General features: G+C 73.0%; 13 protein-coding genes. 12 read left to right on the plus strand and 1 reads right to left on the minus strand.

Annotated features, from left to right (window positions below):
* Positions 1-72: 72 nt before the first annotated feature.
* Positions 73-816 (minus strand): SDR family oxidoreductase, encoded by a 744-nt coding sequence (locus AB0M80_RS21150; RefSeq protein ID WP_364567248.1) that lies wholly within the window; start codon positions 814-816, stop codon positions 73-75.
* Between the two features lie 426 nt (positions 817-1,242).
* Here AB0M80_RS21150 and AB0M80_RS21155 point away from each other — a divergent pair, with 426 nt between their 5' ends.
* From AB0M80_RS21155 to AB0M80_RS21210, 12 genes are all read left to right on the plus strand, one after another.
* On the plus strand, positions 1,243-1,905 hold the full coding sequence (locus AB0M80_RS21155; RefSeq protein WP_364567251.1) for an SAVMC3_10250 family protein: 663 nt from the start codon (positions 1,243-1,245) through the stop codon (positions 1,903-1,905).
* A 5-nt stretch (positions 1,906-1,910) separates the two neighbouring features.
* The gene (locus AB0M80_RS21160) at positions 1,911-6,218 is read left to right on the plus strand and encodes a protein kinase (protein ID WP_364567253.1); all 4,308 of its coding nucleotides are present in this window, start codon (positions 1,911-1,913) and stop codon (positions 6,216-6,218) included.
* Positions 6,215-6,934 carry a hypothetical protein gene (locus AB0M80_RS21165; protein ID WP_364567256.1) on the plus strand — a complete coding sequence of 240 codons (720 nt, stop codon included), beginning with the start codon at positions 6,215-6,217 and terminating at the stop codon, positions 6,932-6,934. Before AB0M80_RS21160 ends, AB0M80_RS21165 begins: the two co-directional genes overlap by 4 nt.
* A gap of 270 nt (positions 6,935-7,204) precedes the next feature.
* Positions 7,205-8,008, plus strand: coding sequence for a response regulator transcription factor (locus AB0M80_RS21170; RefSeq protein WP_364567259.1), 804 nt, complete (start codon positions 7,205-7,207; stop codon positions 8,006-8,008).
* Complete coding sequence (locus AB0M80_RS21175; protein WP_364567262.1) at positions 7,992-8,831, plus strand: aminoglycoside phosphotransferase family protein; 840 nt, start codon at positions 7,992-7,994, stop codon at positions 8,829-8,831. Before AB0M80_RS21170 ends, AB0M80_RS21175 begins: the two co-directional genes overlap by 17 nt.
* Positions 8,832-8,880: 49 nt before the next feature.
* Complete coding sequence (locus AB0M80_RS21180; RefSeq protein WP_364567265.1) at positions 8,881-10,116, plus strand: MFS transporter; 1,236 nt, start codon at positions 8,881-8,883, stop codon at positions 10,114-10,116.
* A gap of 56 nt (positions 10,117-10,172) precedes the next feature.
* The gene (locus AB0M80_RS21185) at positions 10,173-13,376 is read left to right on the plus strand and encodes an amino acid adenylation domain-containing protein (RefSeq protein WP_364567268.1); all 3,204 of its coding nucleotides are present in this window, start codon (positions 10,173-10,175) and stop codon (positions 13,374-13,376) included.
* Positions 13,369-15,495 carry a beta-ketoacyl synthase N-terminal-like domain-containing protein gene (locus AB0M80_RS21190; protein WP_364567271.1) on the plus strand — a complete coding sequence of 709 codons (2,127 nt, stop codon included), beginning with the start codon at positions 13,369-13,371 and terminating at the stop codon, positions 15,493-15,495. The genes AB0M80_RS21185 and AB0M80_RS21190 overlap by 8 nt, the downstream gene beginning before the upstream one ends.
* A complete protein-coding gene (locus tag AB0M80_RS21195) occupies positions 15,495-15,773 on the plus strand; it encodes a phosphopantetheine-binding protein (RefSeq protein WP_364567274.1) in 279 nt (92 codons plus the stop codon). The genes AB0M80_RS21190 and AB0M80_RS21195 overlap by 1 nt, the downstream gene beginning before the upstream one ends.
* Positions 15,773-19,099, plus strand: coding sequence for an amino acid adenylation domain-containing protein (locus AB0M80_RS21200; RefSeq protein WP_364567277.1), 3,327 nt, complete (start codon positions 15,773-15,775; stop codon positions 19,097-19,099). The genes AB0M80_RS21195 and AB0M80_RS21200 overlap by 1 nt, the downstream gene beginning before the upstream one ends.
* Positions 19,096-21,969, plus strand: a complete 2,874-nt coding sequence (locus tag AB0M80_RS21205) for a beta-ketoacyl synthase N-terminal-like domain-containing protein (protein ID WP_364567280.1) — start codon at positions 19,096-19,098, stop codon at positions 21,967-21,969. The genes AB0M80_RS21200 and AB0M80_RS21205 overlap by 4 nt, the downstream gene beginning before the upstream one ends.
* On the plus strand, positions 21,966-23,909 hold the full coding sequence (locus tag AB0M80_RS21210) for an amino acid adenylation domain-containing protein (protein WP_364567283.1): 1,944 nt from the start codon (positions 21,966-21,968) through the stop codon (positions 23,907-23,909). Before AB0M80_RS21205 ends, AB0M80_RS21210 begins: the two co-directional genes overlap by 4 nt.
* The last annotated feature ends 43 nt before the right edge of the window (positions 23,910-23,952 follow it).

Consider the following 23,952-nt stretch of genomic DNA (forward strand, 5'->3'; position numbering starts at 1 on the left):
GTTCACCCGGAACGCGCACACCAGCGTTCCGGGTGGCGGTGCCGGGTCGTCACACCTCGACGCTCACTCCCATCACGACGCACTCCTCGTCAGGCCACCGTCGACGTAGGTGGTCGTGCCTGTCACATACGAAGCCCGAGGGGAGGCCAGGAATGCGGCGACGTCGGCGAACTCCCGGACGGTTCCCCAGCGGCCCAGCGGAATCTCCTCGGCGAGGTGCGGCGGCACCCCGTCCGGGTACACGACGTCCCGGCGCGGGGTCGCGATCCGGCCCGGGGCCAGCGTGTTGACGGTGATGCCGTCCGGTCCCAACTCGGTCGCCAGCGTCTTCAGGTACCCGTGGATCCCGGGCCGGACCGCGTTGGAGGCGGCCATGCCAGACGTGGGCTCCCGGACTCCGTTCGTCGTGATCGCCAGGATCCGCCCGCTCGAACTCCGGCGGAGGTGCTCGACGCCGGCCTGGACGAGACGGACGAGGGGGAGCAGCACCATCTCGGCGGCCTCGACCACGTGCTCGGGCGTCAAGCCGAGTGCGCTGCTCGGGCGCGGACCGCCGCTGTTCCACAGCACGATGTCCAGCCCGCCGAACCGCGCCACGGTTTCCGCGACCACGCGCGCGGGCTCGTCCGGCATGCTCATGTCCGCCGGGACCGCGTGCGCGCCGATCCGCGCGGCGTGTTCGGCCAGTGTGTCCTCGCGCCGGGCGACCATGACCAGGTTGGCGCCCTCCTCGGCCAGGACTTCCGCGATCGCCAGGCCCATGCCGGACGACGAGCCGCTGACGAGGGCGGTCTTGCCCTTCAGCTCCAGGTCCATGGTGATCCTTCTTCAGCCCGCTGCTTCATGCGGGCGAAGGTATCGTCGCAGCACGTCGGCGACATCGCCGAGGCGCGTCGCCGGCACCAGCTGGATGCGCAGGCGGAGACCGTCTGACGGCCCGGTCGCCGCGCTGACATCCCGGCGCTCGCAGGGGCCTGCGGATCGCCGGCGACGGCACCCCGATCACCGAGCCCGGCACCTCGGGCCGGCTGGTCCTGTCCGGCGACGGCGTGGCCGCGGCCTCAGCAGAGGCCGATCTCCAACTGTATAACGCCCTATACGGCAAGACGAGGTTGATTAAAACCAGCCCCGTAGTTTTCGTCCTCGCAAAAAAGCAGCATCAGAACGAGCGGGCCAAACTCGAGAACTGACGTGCGAGGCAGGAGACAGTCGCTAGGCTGGACACTGGGAGGGGAGCCGGCGATGTCGTACAACTACTACGTCTACGTCAGCGACAGCAAGGTCGACATGCTGTTGCCGCAGATCGATCCGAGGGCCGGGGCGAAACGCAAGGTCGAGGTGGGTGTGGACCTCAAGGTGCTGTCGGCCAAGCGCACCGGTGAGTCCCCGGCCGACAACCGGTACAGCCGGCTGCTGACCGTTGTCGAGTACCTGCGCGACCACGGTGATCTCGGCTCGGTGGACGAGCCCGGGCAGTTCTTCTGGGGGCTGCTGCCGATGCGCTGGGGCGCGTTCCCCGGTGATCCGACCGCCTCGCTGGTGTTCTTCGGCGGGCGCAGCGACGACACCATCGTCGGACTGGGTGGCTCGACCCGGCACGTGTGCGACGCCGTCCCGGATGCCGCCGCGCACGGGGTGGGGCGCTCCATGATGGCGTCGATGCTCGACGGCCTCGGCGTCACCTCGGAGCTGGAGGACGAGTACGTCGCCGACGTGATGGACAGCGACCTCGACCGGGCCGACCGCGCCGCGCTCGCGCGGGTCCAGGGGGCCGTGGGGAGCCTGCGGTGGCCGGCGCAGAACGTGGAGTTCGTCGCGAAGCGCCTGCTGCACGGCGACAGCCCGGACGGCTCGGCCAAGTCGGTGCTGCTGGGGACACCGCTTTATGTGGCCACCGTCGACTGACGCCGATGGAGGTCTGGCGCCGCGGTGACGTGATCCTCGACCTGTACGAGGTCCTGGACGTCGTGCGCACCGGCGGCCGGGGGCTCGTGCACCAGGTGCGGCACCGCGGCTGGGACATCGACCTGGCGGTGAAGACGCCGCGGCGGGCCTTGCTCCGCTCGCCGGAGGCCGTCCGGGACTTCGAACGGGAAGCCGAGGTGTGGGTCGGGCTCGGGCTGCACCCGCACATCGCGAACTGCGTCTACGTCCGCACCCTCGACGGCGTGCCGCGGGTCTTCGCGGAGTGGGTCGACGGTGGCAGCCTGGCCGAGGCCGTCCGGAGCCGGAGTCTCTACGGGCGCGGTCTCGGGGCGCTGCTGGACGTCGCCATCCAGTCCGCGTGGGGGCTCGACCACGCGCACGAGAACGGGGTCGTGCACCGGGACGTCAAGCCGGCCAACGTGATGCTCGCGCTGGACGGCACGGTGAAGGTCACCGACTTCGGCATGGCCACCGCGGGCGCCGATCCGCTCGACGAGCGCGGTGGCCTGACTCCCGAATACTGCTCGCCCGAACAGGCGCGGTCGCCGAGCGGGCTCACCACGGCCACGGACGTCTGGTCCTGGGCGGTCACCGTCCTCGAGATGTTCCTCGGCAAGCGACCGCACGAGAACGGGCCCGCGGCCGGTGGGGTCCTCGAGGGCTTCGCCCGCTCCGGGGATCCCGGCGCGGCCCTGCCGATGCCCGGCGAGGTGGCCGACCTGCTGCGCGAGTGCTTCGCCGAGGACGCGGCCGCGCGTCCCGGCCGGTTCGGGCCGCTCGCGGAGCGCTTGATCCGGGTGCACGAGCGGGAAGTCGGCCCGTACTCCCGAAGTGTGCCGTCGGCGGCCACGCTGCTCGCCGACGGCCTGTCCAACCACGCGCTGTCCCTGCTGGACCTCGGCCGCCGCGACAGCGCCGAAGAGCTGTGGACGCGGGCGCTGCGGGCTGATCCGCACCACCCGCACGCCCGCTACAACCGCGGGCTGCACCGGTGGCGGACCGGGGTGCGCACCGACGCGGAGCTGGTCGACGAGCTGGAGTCCCTGCGGTTCGGCGAGCCGGGTGACGGGGTGGGGGAGCACCTGCTCGCGCTGGTGCACCGCGAACGCGGCGACCCGGTCGCGGCGGCCGCGTTGCTGCGCGACGCCGTCGCGCGGGCGCCCGGGGATCCGCAGGTCGCCGAAGAGCTCGAGTCGGTCGAATACGCGCCGGCGCCCGAGCAGTCGGTCCTGCCGGGGGAGCACGAAGACTGGATCACCGCCCTGGCTTTGACCCCGGACGGCCAGGTCGCCGTTTCGGCCGACCGCTCCGGCGGGCTGCGGATCTGGGACCTGGCGGCGCGGGAGTGCCGTCAGGAGCTGCACCTCGAGGGCTACAGCGCGTCGGCGCTGGCGGTGCGTGACGACGGGCAGCTCGTGGTCATCGGTGGGGGCGTCGGACGGGCGATCGTGGTCGACCTCGAAGCCGAAACCGTGCTCGAGCTGCCCGGCCACCCCAGCTGGGTCGGCCTGGTGGCGCTGACCGCGGACCAGCGTCACGCGGTCACCAGCGGCTTCGAAGGGGAAACCGTCACCTGGGACCTCGAGACCGGCGAACCCGTGGCCGCCCGGCAGTTCGAACACAAGGCGGACGTCCTGGGCGCGCACGGCACCCTGTGTTCCATCGTCGACTACCAGCGCCACACCAGCTCCGTGTACGACGTCCGCACCGGGGAGCTGGTGCACCGATTCGACCGGACGCGGATGGAGACGCGGTTCAGCGGCGACGGCCGCTTGGCCGTGACCGGCCTCGGCAGCACCGACGTCCGCTTGGTCGCGCTGCCCTCCGGCGAACCCCTGCGAGACCTCAAGACCGGCTTCGGCCGGCTTGCCGTCAACATGGACGGCACCGTCGGGTTCTCCAGCGGCGGGCGCGCGGAGCCGTCGCGGGTGTGGGACCTGGACACCGGCCGGTGCCGGCTGTCCTTGGACTCCGCGCCCGAGACCAAGGAGGTCGTGCTCAGCGCGGCCGGGCGGGTCGCCGTGACCGCCGAAGGGAAGTCCGTGCGGGTGTGGCACCTGCCGCCCGCGGGGCCGCCGGCCCCCTGGAGCTACGTCCGCCCGCACGAGGCCCCGGACGTCGCCGCCACGGCCGCCCGGGCCGCCGAGCTGGTGGTGGAAGCGGCCGAGCTGGCGGGCGCCGGGCGGCTCGACGACGCGGCCGGCCGGATCCGCGCCGCTCGTGCGCTGCCCGGGCACCGGCGGCACGCGGAGCCGGTGCGCCTCTGGCGGCGGCTCGGCGCCCTCGGCCGCCGGACCGAGCTGGCCGACGCCTGGGCGGCGGGCCGGATCGACCCCGCGGGGCGTGCGTCGTGGGCGCTGGAGTTCAGCGGCCGCAGCCCCACCGCGCTCGCCCGCAACGGGAACGCCTCCGAGGCGTGGGTCTTCGACGTCGAGACCGGTGAGCTGCTGCACACGCTCAGCCTGCACACCGGGCACCTCAGCGCCGCGGCGATGACCGCCGACGGCCGGCTCGCGGTGTCCGGCGGCGAGGACGGCCGGGTCGTCGCCTGGCGTCCGCGCGACGGGCGGATCGTCCAGCTGTTCACCAACCCCCGCGACCGCGTCTACTACGTCGCGGTCAGCGAGGACGGCCAGGTCGTGCTGTCGGGAACCGCCGACGGCGTGGTCGCGGCGTGGGACGTCGGCAGCGGCCGGGTCATCGGGCGCTGGGAGGCGCACTCGCAGGCGATGCAGGACGTCGCCGTCAGCGCCGACCACCGCTACGGGCTCTCGCTCGGCCAGGACGTCAGCGTGAAGATCTGGGACCTGGACGCGGGCGAGCTCCGGTGGGTGCTGCGCGGGCACGACGAGTGGATCGGCACGGCCCGGTTCAGCGACGACGCCCGGTTCGTCGTCACCGGTGGCGCCGACGCCGCGGTGCGCGTGTGGCGGATGGCCGACGGGCAGTGCGAGGTGGTGCTCACCGGGCACACGGACGCGGTGACCGACGTCGTCATGAGCCCGGACGGGCGCCACGTGCTGTCCGGTTCGGTGGACGGCACCGTCCGGCTCTGGGACGTCGCGGCCGCGAGCTGCGTCCACGTCTTGACCGGGCACGCCGCCGTCGTGCGGCAGCTGGCCGTCACCCCGGACTTCCGGCTCGCGGCCTCGGGCGGGGAGGACCGGAAGGCCCGGCTGTGGGACCTCGCGACCGGCCGGCAGCTGCGTGCCTTCACCGGCTTCTCGGACGTGGTCACCGACGTTGCGCTGGCCCCGGACGGCGCCCTGCTCCTGGCCGGTGACGAAAGCGGACGCCTGCTGACCTGGGCCCTGGACTGGGAGTACGACTTCGGCGCGGCGACCGGCGTCCTGGGGCCGGAAGCCGAGCCCGCGTTCGACGAGCTGCGGGCCGAGGTCGCCGTCCCGCTGCCGACCCGTGAAGACAGCCGTCCGGCGCTCGTCGAGGCGTTCGCCCGCTTCGGGGAGGGGGAGCGGAACGCCGTGACCCGCACCCTGGAGCTCGCCGGTGAGCTGGGCAAGATCTTCGCGCGGGACGACACCGGATATCGGCTGTACATGCACGCCGTCACCGAGGACGCGGCGACCCGGGAGCCGACGCAGGTGCCGAGCGTCGCCGAACGGCTGGTGCTGCTGCTGCGGCCCGCGGCAGAGCTGAACCGCGGCGAAGAGTTCTGGGCCGGCTACTTCGCGGACCAGCTCCAGGACGACCTCGTGACGCTCGCCCGGTGCGCGCCGATCCTGCGCCGCGAGGGCGACCTGGCCTCGGCCGAACAGACGTGGCAGCTCGTCGTCGACGTCCGCTCCCACCTGTGGGACGCCGGGCACCTCGAAACCCAGGCGGCAATGCTCGGCTGGGCCGCGGTCCTCACCGACCTGCACCGCGAGCCGGAGGCTCTGGCGCTGGTCCGGGCGGTGACCGGGGAACGCACCCAGGACCTGGGGCCGGACCACCCGGCCACGCTGGAGGCGACCGCGGTGCTCGCGCCGCTGCTCTCGGCGCGCGGCGAGCAGGCGGAAGCGGAACGGACGTACGGCGACCTGCTGCCCCGGCTCACCCGGCACTTCGGCCGTGACGACGGGCGGACGCTCGAGGCCCGGGTGGGGCTCGCCCGCGTGCACCGCCTGCTCGGACGGCCGGACGAGGCCGAGCCGGTCCTGCGTGAGGTGCTGAGGAAACGGCGGTTGCGCCTGGGCGCCGAGCACCCGGAAACCCTCGCCGTCCAGGCCGAGCTGGATACCTTGGGGAGACGGCCGCAAGAGGCGAAGCGGGGATGGTGGAGGCGGCGATGATCCCGGGGGTGTTCGGCACCGAGGTACTGGTCACCGGCAAGGCGTTCATGGCGGAGATCGGGGCGTTCTTCCCGGTGCGGCTGACCGTGCGGGGCAACGAGTTCGAGGCCGTGTTCATGATGCGCGCCGGCGCGCTCGGGCACCGGACGACCGGGCCGTACACGCCCGACCGGCCACCGGTCGACGCGATGAACTGGGCCCAGCTGCGGACGGGCACCGGCATGGCCGGGCGCTTCCCGCGCTTCCGGGTCGACGCGAGCGGGTTGTGGCCGCGGATCCACGTCGAGCTGCTCGGGACGGCGGTCCGCGGCCTCATCGTGATGCCGGAGGAAGTGACCGCGGAGGCGGTGAACGCGCCCTACCTCGGCGAGTGGCAGGAGCAGATCTCGTCCTCGGTGCGGATCGCGCTCGAGTGGATCGCCGGCTGGGTCGCGAGCTGCCACCACCAGGCCGGCGGCGCGGAGCCGTCGATCGACCTGGACCTGGTCTACCGCCCCGACGAGGACTACGAAACCAGGCTCGCCGGCATCGACGAGCGGGTGCGGGAGCTCATCCCGCCGGTGCGGACGGTGCTGGAGCTGCGCTGGCGGTCGGCGACCCCGGACCAGCGCAAGGCGTTCACGAAGTACCTGAAGGGTGCCCGGACGATCGGGCCGCGCTCCGACCGGCGGTTGAGCTACCGCATCGGCGACGTGACGCTGGAAGTGGCGCTCTGACGGCGCCGGCGCAGTAACCACGACGTGGACTGACCAGGGTTGCGCCACGCGCGCGCGACACCGGCTTCGAGCTTGTCCTCACCGGCGACGACACGGCGCACTACCCCAATCGGGTGGCGGGTGGATCCCGGCTAAACCGCGGCGCTCTTGCAGAAGTGTCGGACGCGTGTCCGGTGACGCGGGCCGCCCGTGGCGGTCCGGTGCAGCCGGTCACCAGGGGGAAGGTCGCCCGGCCGAGTGGCGTGGCGAAAATTCTGAGGGGTCGGGGAAATGAACGATGACCGCAACCATGCCCGCCGGGCGGATGATTGGCCCGCGCCGGCACGGGTGTCGGTGGTGATCGCGGACGGGCAACCGGTTTTCCGGCGCGGGTTGGCTGCGTTGCTGACCGGGTCCGGCGCCGTCACCGTGGTGGCCGAAGCGGCCGCCTCGCGGGAGGCGGCGCGGATGGTCGTCCTGCACCGGCCGGACGTGCTCGTGCTCGACCTGGAACTGGCCGACGGTCAGGTGGACGCCACGGTGCGCGAGGTGCTGCGGGCCGCACCCGCGACGGCGGTGCTCGTGTTCACCGCGGCGGACGACGAGGACACCCTGGTCGCCGCGATGCGGGCGGGGGCCCGTGGCTACCTGCTCAAGAGCAGCACCGACGCCGGCATCGTCCGGGCCGTCACCGGGCTCGCCCAGGGCGAGACGATCCTCGGTCCGGGTATCGGGGAACGGCTCGTCGGCCGCATCGGCGGCCCGCCGGCCCGGTTCCAGCGCCTGTTCCCGGAGCTGACCGCGCGGGAGCAGGACGTCCTGGAGTTGATGGCCGCCGGTATGGGCAACACCGCCATCGCCCGGCAACTGCACCTGTCACCCAAGACGATCGCCAACCACATCTCCGTGATCTTCGGCAAATTGCACGTCACGAACCGGGCGGAAGCCGTCGAGCTCGCCAAGGGGGGTCGCCGCGGGCCGCTGGAACTGGTCCGCGACCCGGCGAAACCTCCTCGCCGTCCCGGCTCCTCCCCGGTCGGCACCGCGCGGTCGGTGCCCCGCAACCCCAGGAGTGATCTTGTTGCTGGACCTTGAGGCGATCACGGCACGGCTCGCGCCCCGTTTCGGCAAGGGCGCGCACCGTTGGGTGCCGAAGCTGCCCGACCGGGTCGCGTCGCTCGCCGCCGAGTGGGGCCTCGTCGTCGGCCCGGAGTTCAAGTCGGGCAATTCGTCGGTCGTGCTCCGCTGCGAGCACGAAAGCGGCGAGGTGATCTTGAAGCTGTCCCCGGATGTCTACGCGGTGCGCGAGGAAACCGAGATGCTGCGGCAGTTCGCGCCCAGTGGCCGGGTGCCCGTCGTGCTCGCGGCCGACCGGGGCGCCGTCCTGCTCGAAGCCGTCCACCCCGGCGCGCTGGTCGAGCACCAGCCGGTGCCGCCGACGCCCGCGGAGTACGCGGCGTTCCTCACCGACCTGCACTCCGCGGGCGACCCGGACAGCGCGCCGCGCAAGCTCGTCGATTGGCTGGAGGTGCTGTTCAACTCGGCCGCCAAGCGGGGTGCCGAGCTGGCCGGCTCCCGTGTACTGCGCGACGAGCTGCTGGCCGAGCCGACCCCGGATGTGTTGCTGCACGGTGATCTCCACCTCGGCAACGTCCTCACCTCGAGTGCGAAGGGGCTCGTCGCGATCGACCCGATGGCCTGCGTCGGCGACCCGTGCTTCGACGCCGTCGACTACGTGCTCGAAGGGCTCGACCGCGCGGAGATGCTGCGACGTCGCGACGCGCTCGCGGCGGTCAGTGGTTTTGATGCCGACCGGCTCGACGCGTGGTGCCGGGTCACGGCGCCGATCGGGGCCACCCACGTCAGCAAACCGGGCCACGCGGCCGAACTCGCCGCCTTCGGCCGCGGCGAGTACTGAGCCGCGTTTCCGCCCGTTCACCCTCCTCGACACCTTGGGATGTGTACCCATGTTCGTTTCCGCCCTGCTCTCCCGGGTGATTCCGCCGGATTCGCTGCGCCGGAGGCTGATCGCGATCCGGCTCGCCGAATCGGCGGGCAAGGGGGTGTTCATCAGCGGCAGCGTCGTGTACTTCACGCTGCACGTCGGGCTGTCGGCGGGACAGGTCGGCCTCGGGCTGACGGCCGCCGGGTTCTCCGGGCTGGTCTCCTCGGTGGTCTTCGGCATGCTCGCCGACCGGGTGAGCCGGCGACGGCTGCTCTGCGTCCTGTTCCTCACCCTCGCGGCCGGGTTCGGTCTTTACTCCCTTGTGGACAGTGCCGCCGCGTTCTTCGCGCTGGTCATGTGCGTGGGCTTCGTCGAGTACGGCACGAGCCCCACGATGAGCGCGCTGATGGGCACGCTGGTGCCGCCGGGGGAGCGGGTTCAGCTCAAGGCGATGATGCGCACGGTGTTCAACATCGGCTTCAGCCTGGGCATCGGTGGTGCGGCGGTGGCGGCGCTCTCGCCCGGGCTGCTCATCGCGATCCCGCTGACCACGGCCGTGCTGATGGTGGTCGCCGCGGTCCTCGTCACCAGGTTGCCCGCGGGGGAGCGCAAAGCCATCCCGAGCGGGCTCAAGCGGTTCGCGGCCGTGCGGGACCTGCCGTTCCTCGGGGTGATCGGGGTGTCGGCGGTGCTGGCCTCGCACATGACGATCGTGCTGGTGACGCTGCCCTTGTGGGCGTTGAGCCGGACTTCGGTACCGCACTTCGTGGTGCCGCTGCTGCTGATCTTCAACACGGCGTTCGTCATCCTCTTCCAGGTCCGGGTCAGCAAGGGAGCCGAGACGGTCGCCGGCGCGTCCAGCACGGCGCGCCGGTCCGGCTACTGGCTCGCCGGCGCGTGCCTGCTCATCGCGCTCACCGCGGTGACCGGCAACGTGGTGGTGGTGACGGCGGCGATCGTCGCGGCCGTGATTCTCCTGTCCACGGCCGAAATCATGCAGTCCGCGTCGGCGTGGGGACTCGGGTTCGGCCTCGCGCCCGAGCACGCGCAAGGCGAGTACCTCGGCGCGTTCGACCTGCACGTGATCACCCAGAACATCGCCGGGCCCGCGGTCCTCACGGGTGTCGTGGTGGCGCTCGGACCGTGGGGCTGGCTCGTGATCGTCGCGGTCGTGCTCGTGGCCGCCACGGTCATCACCCCGGCGGCCCGGCACAGCGAGCGGCGGCTCGCCGTGGATACGTCGGTGAACTCCCGGTGAACAGGGAGGTTTTCCCGGGTGGACCGGAGGCGCCCCACCTCTGCCGGGAAGCGGCCATGACCAAGCTCGACCACATGGTCCTCACCGGTCGCGCGTCGTTCGCCCAAGAACGGCTGTACTTCCTCAACGAGCTGCAACCCGGCAACCCCGCCTACGTCGTCGCGTTCGCCCTGCGCCTCGACGGCGTTCTGCAACCCGACGCGCTGGCGGCCGCGCTTCGGCGGGTGGTTGCGCGGCACGACGCGCTGCGCACCACGTTCAGGGTCGTCGACGGGGTACTCCAGCAGCGGGTCCACCTCGACGCCGAACCCGAAATCACGGTCGAGTCCGCGCACTGCACCGACCACGACGGCCAGGAGGCGCAGCTGCGTGAACTGGTCGTGGCCGAGGCCACCAGGCCGTTCGCGCTCGGCGACGCGACGCTCGTGCGGGCCTGGATCCGCAGCTGGAGCACGAACGAGCACGCGCTCGTCGTGCTGGTGCACCACATCGCCTGCGACGGCTGGTCGGTCGGCCTCCTGCTCGCCGACCTCTCGGCCGAGTACGACGCCGAGGTCACGGGCACCACCGCCGTCCACGGCGCGGAGCCGGTGTCCTCCCTGCGGTACGCGGCGAAGCAGCGGGCGGAGTACGGCGGGGATGAGGCCGGTCTCGCGTTCTGGCGCGACACCCTGGCCGACCTCCCGAGCTTGGCCCTTCCCACGGACCTCCCCCGCCCGGGTGTGTTGAGCTCCCGGGGTGCGGTGATCCGCAGGCCGGTCTCGCCGGAGCTGCTCGCCCGGCTCACCGGCTGGGCGAAGAACCGCGGCGCCACGCTGTTCACGGTCGCGCTCGCCGCGTACGCCCTGGTGCTCGCGCGTTACACGGGCCAGGACGACGTGGTCGTCGGGGTGCCGGTGGCCAACCGGATCGACGAGGACGACGAGGGACTCGTCGGCTGCCTCGTCAACACCGTGCCGGTGCGCGTCGACCTGTCCGGGAGGCCCGTGTTCACCGAACTGCTCGACCGGGTGCGGAGCGCGTCCATGCGCGCTCTGTCGTGGCAGACGGTGCCGTTCGAACAGATCGTCCAGGCCGCGGGGGCGGAGCGGGCGCTGAGCCACGCGCCGCTGTTCCAGACCACCCTGACCGTGCAGAACTTCCCGTTCGCGCTCCCCGGACTGACCGGGCTCACCGTGTCCGAAGTGGACGTCGAGATCGACGCGGCGAAGTTCGACCTCGGCCTCACCCTCGACGTCGCTGCCGAGAATCCCTTCCTGCGCGCGGAATACAGCACAGAACTGTTCGAGCAGGACACTGTGACGTCGCTCCTCGCGCACTGCCACACGCTGCTTGAGTCCATTGTGGATGAAAAATCGGACATGGTATCCCCGGTCGAGCGGGCCCGGCTCACCACCGACGCCGGCAAGGCGATGCCGCGGTGTCCGTCGGTGCTGGAGCGGTTCGCCGAGCACGTCCGCCGCGACGCCGGGGCGGTCGCGATCCGCCACCAGGGGCACGACCTCTCCTACGGCGAGCTGGACCGGTGGTCCGACCGGATCGCGCGGGCGCTGCTCGCCGCGCAGGTGAACCGTGGTGACCGGGTGAGCCTGCTCCTGCACCGGTCCTCCGCCGTGGCCGCGGCGATGCTGGGCGTCTGGAAGGCGGGCTGCGCCTACGTCTCATTGGACCCGGAGTATCCGCGGGGGCGGCTGGACCTGATCGCGGCCGGGGCCGCGACCCGCGTGACGCTGGCCGAGCCGGACACCATGGTGCTCGCCGGCGAGCTCGCGACCGCACGGGACGCCGTACTGCTCGACGTGCTCGTGGCCGACAGCGATCCCGCCGAACCGGTTCCCCCTCCCACCGCCGGGGAACTGGCGTACGTCATCTACACCTCCGGGTCCACCGGGACGCCCAAGGGGGTGATGGTGGGCCACGGCGGGGTGGACGCGTTGTGCACGCCGACACCGGCCGGGCTCGACGTGACCGCGGCCGACGTGTGGCTCTGCGCGCACTCGTTCGCGTTCGACTTTTCGGTCTGGGAGCTCTGGGGCGCGCTCACCACCGGTGCCCGGCTGGTCGTCGCGGACCAGGCTGATCTCGTCGACCCGGCCCGGCTCGCCGCGCTGGTCCACGCCCAGGGCGTCACCGTGCTGAGCCAGACTCCCGGTTCGCTGTACCGGATGCTGCCGTCCTACGCGGAGCTGGCGGGTTCCGGGGCGCCGCTGCGCTACGTCGTGACCGGCGGCGAGGCGCTCACCTGGTCGCGGGTCGCCGCGATCGCGGCGACGGCTCCCGGGCTGCGCGCCGAGTTCGTCAACATGTACGGCATCACCGAAGGCACCGTCCACGTGACGATCGCCCGGGTCCCGGCCGCGGACCTCGGCTCGGTGCGGCCGGGGGACATCGGCGTCCCGCTGCCCTCGGCCCGCTGCTACGTCCTCGACGAGAACCGGGAGCCCGCGGGCATCGGCGTACCCGGCGAGCTGTACATCGGCGGCGCGCTGGTCGCCCACGGCTACCTCGGCCGGCCGGACCTGACCGCCGAGCGGTTCCTGCTCGACCCGTTCGGCCCCGGAGTCGTCTACCGGACCGGGGACGTCGTCCGGTCGATGGCCGACGGGCGCATGGTCTACCTGCGCCGCAACGACAACCAGGTCCAGGTCCGAGGTCACCGGGTCGAGTGCGGCGAAGTCGAGCAGGCGTTCCTCGACCGTCCTGGGGTGCGGGCCTGCGCGGTCGTCCCCGAGAACGACCGGCTGACCGCGTTCGTCGTGAGTGACCTGGCCGACGCGGAACGGGTGCTGCGGGCGAATGTGCGTGCCGTGCTGCCGGGTTACCTGGTGCCGTCACGGATCGTCGCGGTCCCCGCGATTCCCCTGACCGCGCACGGGAAGGTCGACGCACCGGCGTTGCTCGCCAGGCACCGCCCGGCGGTCCGCCACGCCCGGCCGCCCACCCGCGGTTCGTCGCTGGAGGAACGTATCCGGCGGATCTGGCTGGAGGTGCTGCCCACCCCGGAGGTCGGGCTGCACGACAACTTCTTCGACCTCGGCGGCCACAGCTTCGCGCTCGTCGCCGCGCAGGAGCGGATGGCGGCGGCGGGACTGGACCTCACCGTCACCGACCTGCTGCGCTACGGCACCGTCGCCGCGTGCGCCGCGCACTTCGGGGCCGCCGCGCCCACGCTGCCGGACACGTACGCCGCGGCACGGCGGGCGGGCCGCGCGCAGCTGGCCGGGCGCAGGAGGTCGACCGGCGGTGTCACCCATGACTGAGGAGTACTCGGGAAGGGTCGCGATCGTCGGGATGGCCGTCCGGGTGCCCGGCGCCGACCGCGACCTCGACCTGTTCTGGCACAACATGGCCAACGGCGTCGATTCGATCAGTTTCTTCGACCGCGAAGAGCTGGCCGGCTGGGGCGTGGCACCGGAACTGGCCCACTCACCGGACTTCGTGCCCGCTCGCGGGCTGATCTCCGGCGCCGACCGCTTCGACCATCGGCTCTTCAGCTACTCCCCGCAGGACAGCGCGCTCATGGACCCGCAACAGCGGGTGCTGCTGGAGTGCGCGTGGAGCGCACTGGAACACGCGGGGCAGTCGCCGGCCGGCCGGGACGGCAACCGGACCGCGGTGTTCGCGGGCACCGGGATGAACGTGTACCTGCTCGACAACCTGTGGCCCAACGCGCACGCCCTCCAAGCAGCTGGTGGCCTGGGGCTGGTCATCGCGAGCGACAAGGACTTCGCGGCTACCCGCATCGGCTACAAGCTGAACCTGCGGGGGCCTGCGCTCAGCGTCCAGTCGGCGTGCTCGACCTCGCTCGTCGCGGTCCACCTGGCGGTGCAGAGCCTGCTCACCTTCGACGCGGACCTCGCGCTCGCCGGCGGCGCCACGGTGGCTCCGCCGACCCGCCGCGGGTACCTGCACGAGCCGGGCGGGATCTTCTCCCAGGACGGGCACTGCCGCAGCTTCGACCGCACGTCCACCGGCACCGTTCCGTCGGACGGCGCGGGCATGGTCGTGCTCAAGCGGCTGGAGGACGCCGTCGGCGACAACGACACGATCCACGCGGTGATCCTCGGGTCGGCGGTCAACAACGACGGCGCCCGCAAGGCGGGGTTCACCGCGCCGGGTCCCGACGGCCAGGCGGCGGTGATCGCGGCGGCGCTGGACGTGGCCGGAGCGGACCCGGCCACCGTCGGGGTCGTGGAGACCCACGGCACCGGCACCGCGCTCGGCGACCCGGTCGAGGTGGCGGCCCTGCGGCAGGTCTTCGGCTCGCCGGACCGGGAGCCGCTCGCGCTGACCGCGCTCAAGTCGAACGTCGGGCACCTCGACACGGCCGCCGGGGTGGTCGGGCTGATCAGGATGGCCCTCGCGCTGTCGCACCGGATGATTCCGCCGGTCGCGCACTTCACCGAACCCAACCCGGCGCTGGAGCTGGCCGGGTCGGCGTTCTGGGTGCCTTCCGCGGGCAAGGCGTGGGAGCCGATCGGCGGCGTGCGGCGCGGTGGCGTGAGCGCGTTCGGCATCGGCGGCACCAACGCGCACGTGGTCGTGGAGGAGGCGCCGCCACGAACACGCCCGCGGGCGAGGCGGTCGCCGGAGCTGATCATGGTCTCGGCGAAGACCGAGCATGCGGCCCGCGAGAGCCTCGAACGGGTCGCCACGTTCGTCAGGGACGCCGACGACCGCTCGATCGGCGACATCGCGCACACCTTGCGGGTCGGGCGGGCGGCGTTGCCCTGGCGGAGCGCGTTCGTGGCCGGTGAGACGCCGCCGGAGCCGGTACGCGCGGCCGGCGCACCCGGCGTCGTGTTCGTGGTGACCGGGGCGGGCGTGCTGACCGGCAACCGGCCCAACTACGACGCCGACGCGGCGTACCGCCGGGTGATCGACGCCGGCGTGGCCCACCTGCGGCTGACCGGTGCCGCGCGGACCGAGGAGGTGGAACGGTTCCTCGCGGCCGCCGGTCTCGCGGAGTCGTTGCGGGCCCACGGCGTGCACCCCGAGCACGTGACGGGACCCGGTGCCGCCGCGGCCTGTGCCGCGGGACTGCTCACCGTCGAGGAAGGCCTCGACGCGCTCACCGGCGGCTCGGCCGAGCTGCCGGACCTCGGCGCGGAACCCCCGGAGGGGGCCTGGGTCGAGATCGGCACCACCGTCACCCCGCACCTGCCCGGCGCACCTTGCGACGGGCTCACCGACGCGCCCGCCGACCGGCACAAGCGGCTCCTCGCCGTCGTCGGCCGGCTGTGGCAGCTCGGCGCTGCGGGCGGCTGGACCTCCTCCCTCGGCGCCGGCCGCGGCTCGGTACCCGTTCCCACCTACCCGTTCGCGGCCACGCGTCACTACTTCGACGCGCCCGCCACCACCGCAGAAAGGCCGAGCTGATGAACCCGCACCTGACCCAGGACGCCGGAGCACCCACTTGGGAAGGCGAATTCGAGCAGTTGTGGAAGGAGGTGCTCGGCGTCGACGAGGTCGATGAGCACGACGACTTCTTCGACCTCGGCGGCCACTCGCTGAGCGCGTTGCGCCTGAGCACGCTGATCCGGCAGGAACTCGACCGCGCGGTCATGTTCGGGCACGTGCTGGAGAACCCGCGGTACGCCGACCTGCTCGAGCTGGCCCGGCACCTGCCGGCCGACCAGCCGGTGACGAAAGCCTGATGGCCACCATCGACAGGTGGCTGCCCCTGGTCGCGGCCGCGCTGGGTGTCCCGGTCACCGAGGCCGCTGTCCGCACCCACTCGTTCGTCGCTCTCGGCGGCACGTCGCTGCAGGCCATCGGCCTGGTCGCGGCGGGGCAACGGGACCTGGGCCGGGACGCCGACGTCGCCGGTGTCCTGTCCGAGCGGTCGCTCGGTGACGTGCTCGCGGCGGCGGCCGGGTTCACCGCCTCGGCGCCGCCACCGGCAGCCGGGCCGGGACGCCGGGCCCTGCTGCCCGGCCAGAAAGCCATGCTGGCGGCGCACGTGTCCGGCCAGGACCTGCCGTACCACCTGATGTTCACCCTCGCCGCGGAGACCGCGTTCGACCTCTCCCGGACTCGTGCCGCGCTGCGCGCGCTGGTCGCCCGGCACGAGTCGCTGCGCACGCTGTTCACGCACGACGAGCACGGGGTCGCCCGGGTGGTGCTGCCCGAGTCGTCCGAGCCGCGCCTGCTGCGGCAGACCCTGCCGGAGGGGGTGGCCGGGGACGCGGCCGTCGCGACCGTGCACGAGTGGTACGGCCGCGACAGTGCCGCCCTGCTCCGGCCGTTCGTCGCGCCGCCGGTGGTGTTCGTGCTCACGACCGTGGGGGGTCGTGGACTGCTGACGGTCCTGGTGCACCACGTGCTCGCCGACGGCTGGAGCATCGGCCTGCTGCTGCGGGACTTCGCCCGGCTGTACGCCGGCGAGGTTCTCGGCACGGCTCCGTCCCCGGAGTGGATCGGGGCGCGCCTCGCGGCGACGACCGCGTCCGGTGCCCAGGCCGCGGCCCTGTCCAGGGCGGCAGCGCGGCTGGCGGGCGCGCCGGCCGAGATCACCATGCCCACCGACCTTCCGCCGGTCGTCGAGGCCGACGGCCGGGGGACCCGGCTGGTCTTCACCCTGCCGCCGGAAGCCACGTCCGCGGCGGAAGCCCTCGCGCGCAGGTCGAGCACGACCGTCCCGACCGTGCTCCTGGCCGCCTGGGCGATCACCGTCGCCCGGCGGGCCGGGGTGGCCGACCTGGTGCTCGGCATGCCCGCCGCCGGGCGGTTCGAGGCGGAAATGGACCAGGTCGTCGGGCTGTGCACGCGGGTGGCGCCGGTGCGGTGCCGGATCGTCGACGACGCCTCGCCCGTGCGGTACCTGCGTGGGGTGGGCAATGCGGTGGCCGAAGCCGTCGCCGACGCGGACCTGCCGTTCGAAGACGTCGTCGCCGCGCTTGGCCATTCCGGCGACACCGGCCACAACCCGTTGGCGCAGTTCGGTTTCGCCGCGCACCACGAACTGGTCCCGACGGACATCGGCGGCTGGCGCGTCCACGAAGGCCACTGCGGTGGCGCGGTCTTCGACGCGCTGCTGTACCTGCGGTCCTGGCCGGACCGGCCCCGGTTCGCGCTGGAGTACGCCACGTCGGTGCTGACCGCGGCGGATGCGGGGGAGCTGGCGGAGTCGTTCGCGGCGACCCTCACCGTGCTGGCGACGGCGACGGCACTGGACGAGGTGACCGGCGTCTCCGCCCTCCAGGCGGACCGGCTCGTCGCGCTCGGCGCCGGCGGTGCATTCACCACCACCGAGGACCTCTGGAGCGCCTTCGCCCGCCACGCGGCCGCGACCCCCCACGCGCCGGCGATCGCCGACGAGCACGAAAGCCTCAGCTACGGTGAGCTGCGCGAACGAGCCCTCGCCCAAGCCGCGGCCTTGCATGCGGTGGGCGTGGGCGCCGGGGATCGGGTGCTGCTCGACGTGACCCGGTCGGTTTCGGAGGCCGTCGCCGTGTTCGGCGTCTCCAGGCTCGGCGCGGCGTACGTCGCCCTCGACCGCACCGCGACACCCGACCAGCGCGCCCGCCTCGTGACCACGGCGAGCCCGAAGGCCCTCATCGCCGACCGGGCGGCGGAGCCCGCCTGGGCACACCTGCCGGAGTGCTCTGCGCCGGGGCCACGGGCGGAACTCCCTGCGCATTCACCGGATCCCGCGCGGGTCGCCTACGTCTCGTTCACCTCCGGGTCCACCGGCTCGCCCAAGGGTGTGGTGGTGTCCCACCGCGCAGTGCTCCGGCTCGCGGCGGACCCCGGCATGCTCACCGTCGGCGCGGGGGTCTGCTTCCTGCGGCTCGCTCCGCTGGCGTTCGACGCCTCGACCCTGGAACTGCTGGTCCCGCTGGTGAGCGGCCACGCGGTCCGCGTCCATCCGCCCGCCGAGCCCACCCCGCACGGTCTCGCGGACTTCCTGCGCCGCGGCACCACCCCGCAGGTCTCCCACCTCTGGCTGACCTCCGGGGTGTTCCACCTGGTCGCGGAGCACCGCCCGGACGCGTTCGCCGGGCTGCGGCAGGTGTTCACCGGCGGCGGCGTGGTGTCCTCGCGGCACGTCAGCCGGGTGCTTTCGCACTGCCTCGGGCTGCGGATCACCAACGGCTACGGCCCGACCGAGAACACCACGTTCACCACCACCTTCCCGGTCGACAGTCCGGTCGACGTCCCCGATCCGCTGCCGATCGGCTCCCCGGTGCACGGCACGGACCTGCGGATCATCGATCCGGCGGGGAGGCTGGTGCCTCCTGGCGCGGTGGGGGAGCTGCTGGCTTCGGGGGCGGGCGTCGCCGACGGTTACCTCGGTGACGCCGAGCGCACCGCCGCCGTGTTCGGCGCGGGCGGCTACCGGACCGGCGACCTGGTGCGCTGGGATCGCGAAGGCCGTCTGCGGTTCGTCGGCCGGCGCGACCAGCAGGTCAAGATCGCCGGCCACCGGGTCGAACTCGCCGACGTCGAGCGGCGGATCCGGGAACAACCCGGCGTCGTCGACGTGGTCGTCTTTCTCGCCGGCGAGGAAACGGCGAAACGGTTGTGCGCCGCGGTCAAGGCCGCGCCGGGCCCGGATCCGTTGAGCGCCGCGCGGCTGAGCGTGGAGACCGGGCTCGCGGTGTACGCCCGTCCGCAGGTGTGGTTCCTCGTTTCGGAATTTCCGCTGGACCGCAACGGAAAGGTCGACCTGCGTGCGTTGGCCGCCGCGTCGGGGACGTCAGCTCCCGCACCGCCCGCGGCTCCGGCCGCAGCGTCGTTCGCCGACGTGGAGAGCCTCGTCGTGGACGCGTGGACCGAGGCGCTCGGCAGTGGCGACTTCGATCTCGACGAAGGGTTCTTCGACGTCGGCGGAGACAGCCTCAGTCTCGCCATCGCCCGCAACCTGATCCAGCGGCGGCTCGGCGGAGAGCGGCTGCCCCTCACCGACATGTACCGCTTCCCGACTGTGCAGTCGCTCGCGCGGCACCTGCACACCCGAACGGCAGGAACACCCTCATGACGGAGATCGCGATCATCGGGCTCGCGGGCCGGTGGCCCGGCGCCACGACCGTGGCCGAGTTCTGGTCGAACGTGGCAGCGGGCCGGGTCACGGTCACCGAACTGACCCGCGGCGAGCTGGCCGCCGCCGGTGTGCCACCCGAACAGCTCGAAGACCCTTGTCACGTGCCCGCCCGCGGCACGATCGACGGCGCGGACCTGTTCGACGCCGAGTTCTTCGGGGTGCCGCCGAAGGAAGCGGCGATGATGGACCCGCAGCACCGGCTGCTGCTGCAGACCGCGTGGGAGACGTTGGAGTCCGCGAACCTCGCCAGCGCCGCCGCGTTCGGCCGGGTCGGGGTGTTCGCGGGTGCCGGGTTCAACTACTACCTGCTCAACCACGTGCTGGCGCGGCCGGAGGTGCTCGACACGCACGGCCTGCTTTCGGTCGTGCTGGGCAACGAGAAGGACCACCTCGCCGCGAAGGTCGCCTACCGGTTGAGCCTCGGCGGCCCGGCGGTCACCGTGCAGACCGCGTGCTCCACCTCGCTCGTCGCGGTGCACCTGGCCTGTCAGAGCCTGCGAGCCGGTGACTCGGACGTCGCGCTGGCCGGTGGCGCCTGCGTGGCCTTGCCGCAGCTGGCCGGGTACACCTACGAGCCCAAGGGGATCACCTCACCGGACGGGGTGTGCCGGCCGTTCGACGCGGGCGCCAACGGCACCGTGCCGGGCAACGGCGTCGCGATGGTCGCCCTCAAACGGCTCGAGGATGCGCGCCGCGACGGCGACCTGGTCTACGCCGTCGTCAAGGGTTCGGCCATCAACAACGACGGCGGCGCGAAGGTCGGCTACACCGCGCCGGGAATGGCCGGGCAGATCGACGTGCTGGAGCGGGCGTACGCGGCGGCGGGGGTGGATGCCGCGACCGTCGGTTACGTCGAGGCGCACGGCACGGCGACCGAGATGGGCGACGCGATCGAACTCGGCGCGCTCACCGAGGTCTTCGGTCGCGCGGGCGGCGCGTGCTCGCTCGGCTCCGTGAAGGCGAACATCGGTCACCTGGACGCGGCCGCCGGCGTCACCGGCCTGATCAAGGCGGCGCTGGCCGTCCACTTCGGGCAGGTGCCGCCCCTCGCCGGGCTCAAGCAGGCCCGGCCGGAGCTGCTCGACCGGTCGACCCCGTTCACCGTCGACCCGGTCGGCCGGACGTGGGACGGGGACCGGTTGCGCCGGGCGGGGGTCAGCTCGTTCGGGCTCGGCGGCACGAACGCCCACGTGGTGCTGGAGCAGTACGCCGGTGCGCCACGACCGGACCGCGCGCAGTCGACCGACCCCGTGGTGCTGACCGTGTCGGCCCGGACGGCCGAGGCGGTGCGGGCCGCGGCCGACCGGCTCGCCGGCCACCTGCGGCGGCAGCCGGATCTCGACCTGCACGACGTCGCGCTGACCCTGCAGTCGCATCGCACCCCCTTCCCGTACCGCCTGGCGGTGACCGCCGCCGACGTGTCCTCCGCGGCGCACCACCTGGAAACCGGGCGCGGCCGGGAACGGCTGCGCCGGCCCAAGGTGGTGTTCCTGCTGCCGGGGCAGGGCGCGGAGGCCGCGGGGATGGCTGCGGGGCCCTACGAGCGGTATCCGTCCTTCCGGGCCGACATCGACCACGGCGCACAGTGCCTGCGCGACCTGATCAGCGTCGACCCGCGGGACGTCCTGGTCGGGACGGACCCGGACGGCTTGGTGAGCCGCACCGACATCACCCAGCCGCTGCTGCTCCTGCACTGCTACGCGCTCGGCAGGCTGCTGATGTCGTGGGGAGTTCGGCCTTCGACGCTCGTCGGGCACTCGGTGGGCGAGTTCGCCGCCGCGTGCCTCGCCGGTGAACTGGACATCGCCGACGCCCTGCGGTTCGTCGCGACCCGCGCCCGCCTCATGCAGGGCGCGGCCGAAGGCGGGATGCTCGTCGTCATGGCGGGGCTCGCCGAGGTCGAGGCGTACCTGGCCACCCGGCCCGAACTGGACGTAGCGGCGATCAACGCCCCGGACGTCACGGTGGTCGCGGGCCCGCGGCCGGCACTGGCCGCGCTCCGGGACCGGGTGGACGCCGACGGGATCGTCCACCGCGCGATGCCCGCCGGGCGGGCGTTCCACTCGCGGATGATGACGGAGGTCGCCGCGGAACTGGCGGCGGTGCCGGTTCGCCACCGGGCCCGGGCCTTCGCCGTGATCAGCGGCATGACCGGCGCTGTCCTGCCGCAGGGACAGATCCGCGACGCCGGTTACTGGCCGGCGCAGCTACGCAGTCCGGTGCGGTTCCTCGACGCGGTCCGCACCGCGGCGGCGGCGGGACCGGTCGTGTTCGTGGAAGTCGGTCCCGGTACCGCGTTGACCGGCACCACCCGGCAGATCCCGGAAGCGTCGGGGGCGGCCCTGGTGCCGCTGCAACCGCGTCGGTCCGGTACCCGGGACATCGTGGCCGCCGCGGGCAAGCTGTGGTCGCTCGGCGTCGAGATCGACTGGCCGTCGACCAGGGACGACCGCCCCGCCGCCCGGGTCACGCTCCCCACCTACCCGTTCGCGCGGACCCGGCACTGGCTCGACGCGGCGCCACCGGCCGAAGAAGCACCGGCACCGATCGCTGCGCCCACCGGTGCCCCGGATTCGGTCCTCGACCGGATCCTCGAGCTGTGGCGCGCCATGCTGGGCACCCCGGAGATCCACGCCGACACCGGTTTCTTCGCGGCGGGCGGGGAATCGCTGCTGTTCATCAGGATGGTGTCGCGCGTGCGGCGGCAGTTCGGCGTGGCGATCTCCATCGACGACCTCTCTGCGGCGCCGACACCACGTGCGCTCGCCGCGCAGCTGGCCGCCCACAGGACGGAGGCCTCGGCATGACTCCGATCGACCGGCGCACCGCGGCCGTCGCCGCGGCCGCCCTGGTGCACCGGCTCGAGCGCCTGGACACCGTCATCGTCGCGCTGCCGGAGGGCGCGGTGGCCGTGGATGTGGGCGCCGGATCCACCCTCGCGGAGCTGCTTCGCGGGATCCGGCCGGCCACGGCGGCCGCGGACGTCGTCTTCGCCCCCTGGGTCACCACCGCCACGGCCGGACCGCACCAGCTCGGGTTTCGCTTCGCCTGGCCGGCGGAGCACACCACCGAGCGAGTCGCGACGGTCCTCGACGGTCTGTGTGCCGGGCTGCCCGTGCACGCGTGCCCGGTCGTCGGCCCCGCGGAACGAAAGGCGCTCCTCGGGTTCAACCTTCCGCTCGGCGACCCGCCGCGGCTCCCGGTGCACGAGCTGATCCGGCGACAGGCCGCCGCGACCCCGGACGCCGTCGCCCTGCGCGACAGCACCGGCGATCGCACCTACCGGCGGCTGGTGGCGGAGGCCGCGCTCGTCGCCGGGCGCCTGCGCACGGAGGGCGTCGGCCAGGGCTCGGTCGTCGGGCTGTGCACCGAACGCAGTGCCGACATGGTGGTCGCGGTGCTCGGCATCCTGTTCGCCGGCGCCGCCTACTTGCCGCTCGACCCGGCGCACCCCCGCGCCCGGCTCGAGGTCATGCTCGCCACGGCCGGCGCCACGCTGGTTCTGGCGAGTGCTTCGGTCATGCCGTTGTCGGCGGACTTTCCGGTCCCGGTACTGCCGTTGAGTGATCCGGCGGGCACCCCGGCCCACGACCTGCCGAGCGGCGACCTGGCGTACGTGATCTTCACGTCCGGCTCGACCGGGCAGCCGAAGGGCGTGGAGATGACCCACGTGAGCCTGGCGAACCGTCTTGCGTGGATGCAGGACGAGTACCGGCTCGGCGCGGACGACGTGGTGCTGCACAAGACGCCGTACACCTTCGACGTGTCGGTGTGGGAGCTGCTGTGGGCGTTCACCGCGGGTGCCCGGCTGGTGGTGGCGCCGCCCGAGGCGCACCGGGATCCGGCGGAACTGGTGGACCTGATCGTCCGCGAGCGGGTCACCACTGTCCACTTCGTACCATCCATGTTGGCGCTGTTCGTCGCGGAGGACGACGTGGCGCGGTGCACCTCGGTACGGCGGGTGGTGTGCAGCGGCGAGGCACTCCCACCGAAACTGGTGAACAAGCTGACCGCCGCCCTGCCGGACGTGGAGGTGCACAATCTCTACGGCCCGACCGAAGCGGCCATTGACGTGACCGCTTGGCCATGCCGCCGCCCCGAGCCCGGCGACGGTGTCCCGATCGGCCGTCCCATCACGAACGTGCTGGCGTACGTCCTGGACGAGACCGGCGAGCTGGCCCCGCTCGGTGCGCCCGGCGAGCTGGTCCTGGGCGGGCACTGCCTCGCCCGCGGCTACGCCGATCGTCCCGACCTGACCCGTGAGCGGTTCACCTACGTCGAGGTCGCGGGCAGCAGGGAACGGGTGTACCGGACCGGCGACGTGGCGCGGTGGGCACCGGAGGGCCACCTCGACTACCTCGGCCGGATGGACACGCAGGTCAAGGTGCGCGGGCAACGCGTCGAGCTCGGCGAGATCGAGTCGGTGCTCAACCGGCACCCGGCGGTGTCGAACTCGGTCGTGCTGCTCCGTGCCGATCTGGGGACCACGCCGGCCTTGGTCGGTTACGTGGTTCCCGAGCCGGGTTCCGCCCCCGCGGACGCCGAGCTGCGCACGCACCTCGGCGCGCACCTGCCGGACCACATGGTGCCTGCGCGGTACGTGCCGCTGCCCGAACTGCCGTCGACCGCGAACGGCAAAGTGGACCGGGGTGCCCTGCCCCTGCCGCCACCCCGGCGCCGCGCCCGTCGCCCGGTCGGCGCGGACGCCACTTCTGAGCCTCCGGCAGGTTCTGCGGGCCCGGCCTGACCAGCTCGGCGGGCCGCGCCGATGGTCACCGACCTGAACCCAC

The organism is Amycolatopsis sp. NPDC051045, assembly GCF_040682955.1.
GTDB lineage: Bacteria > Actinomycetota > Actinomycetes > Mycobacteriales > Pseudonocardiaceae > Amycolatopsis.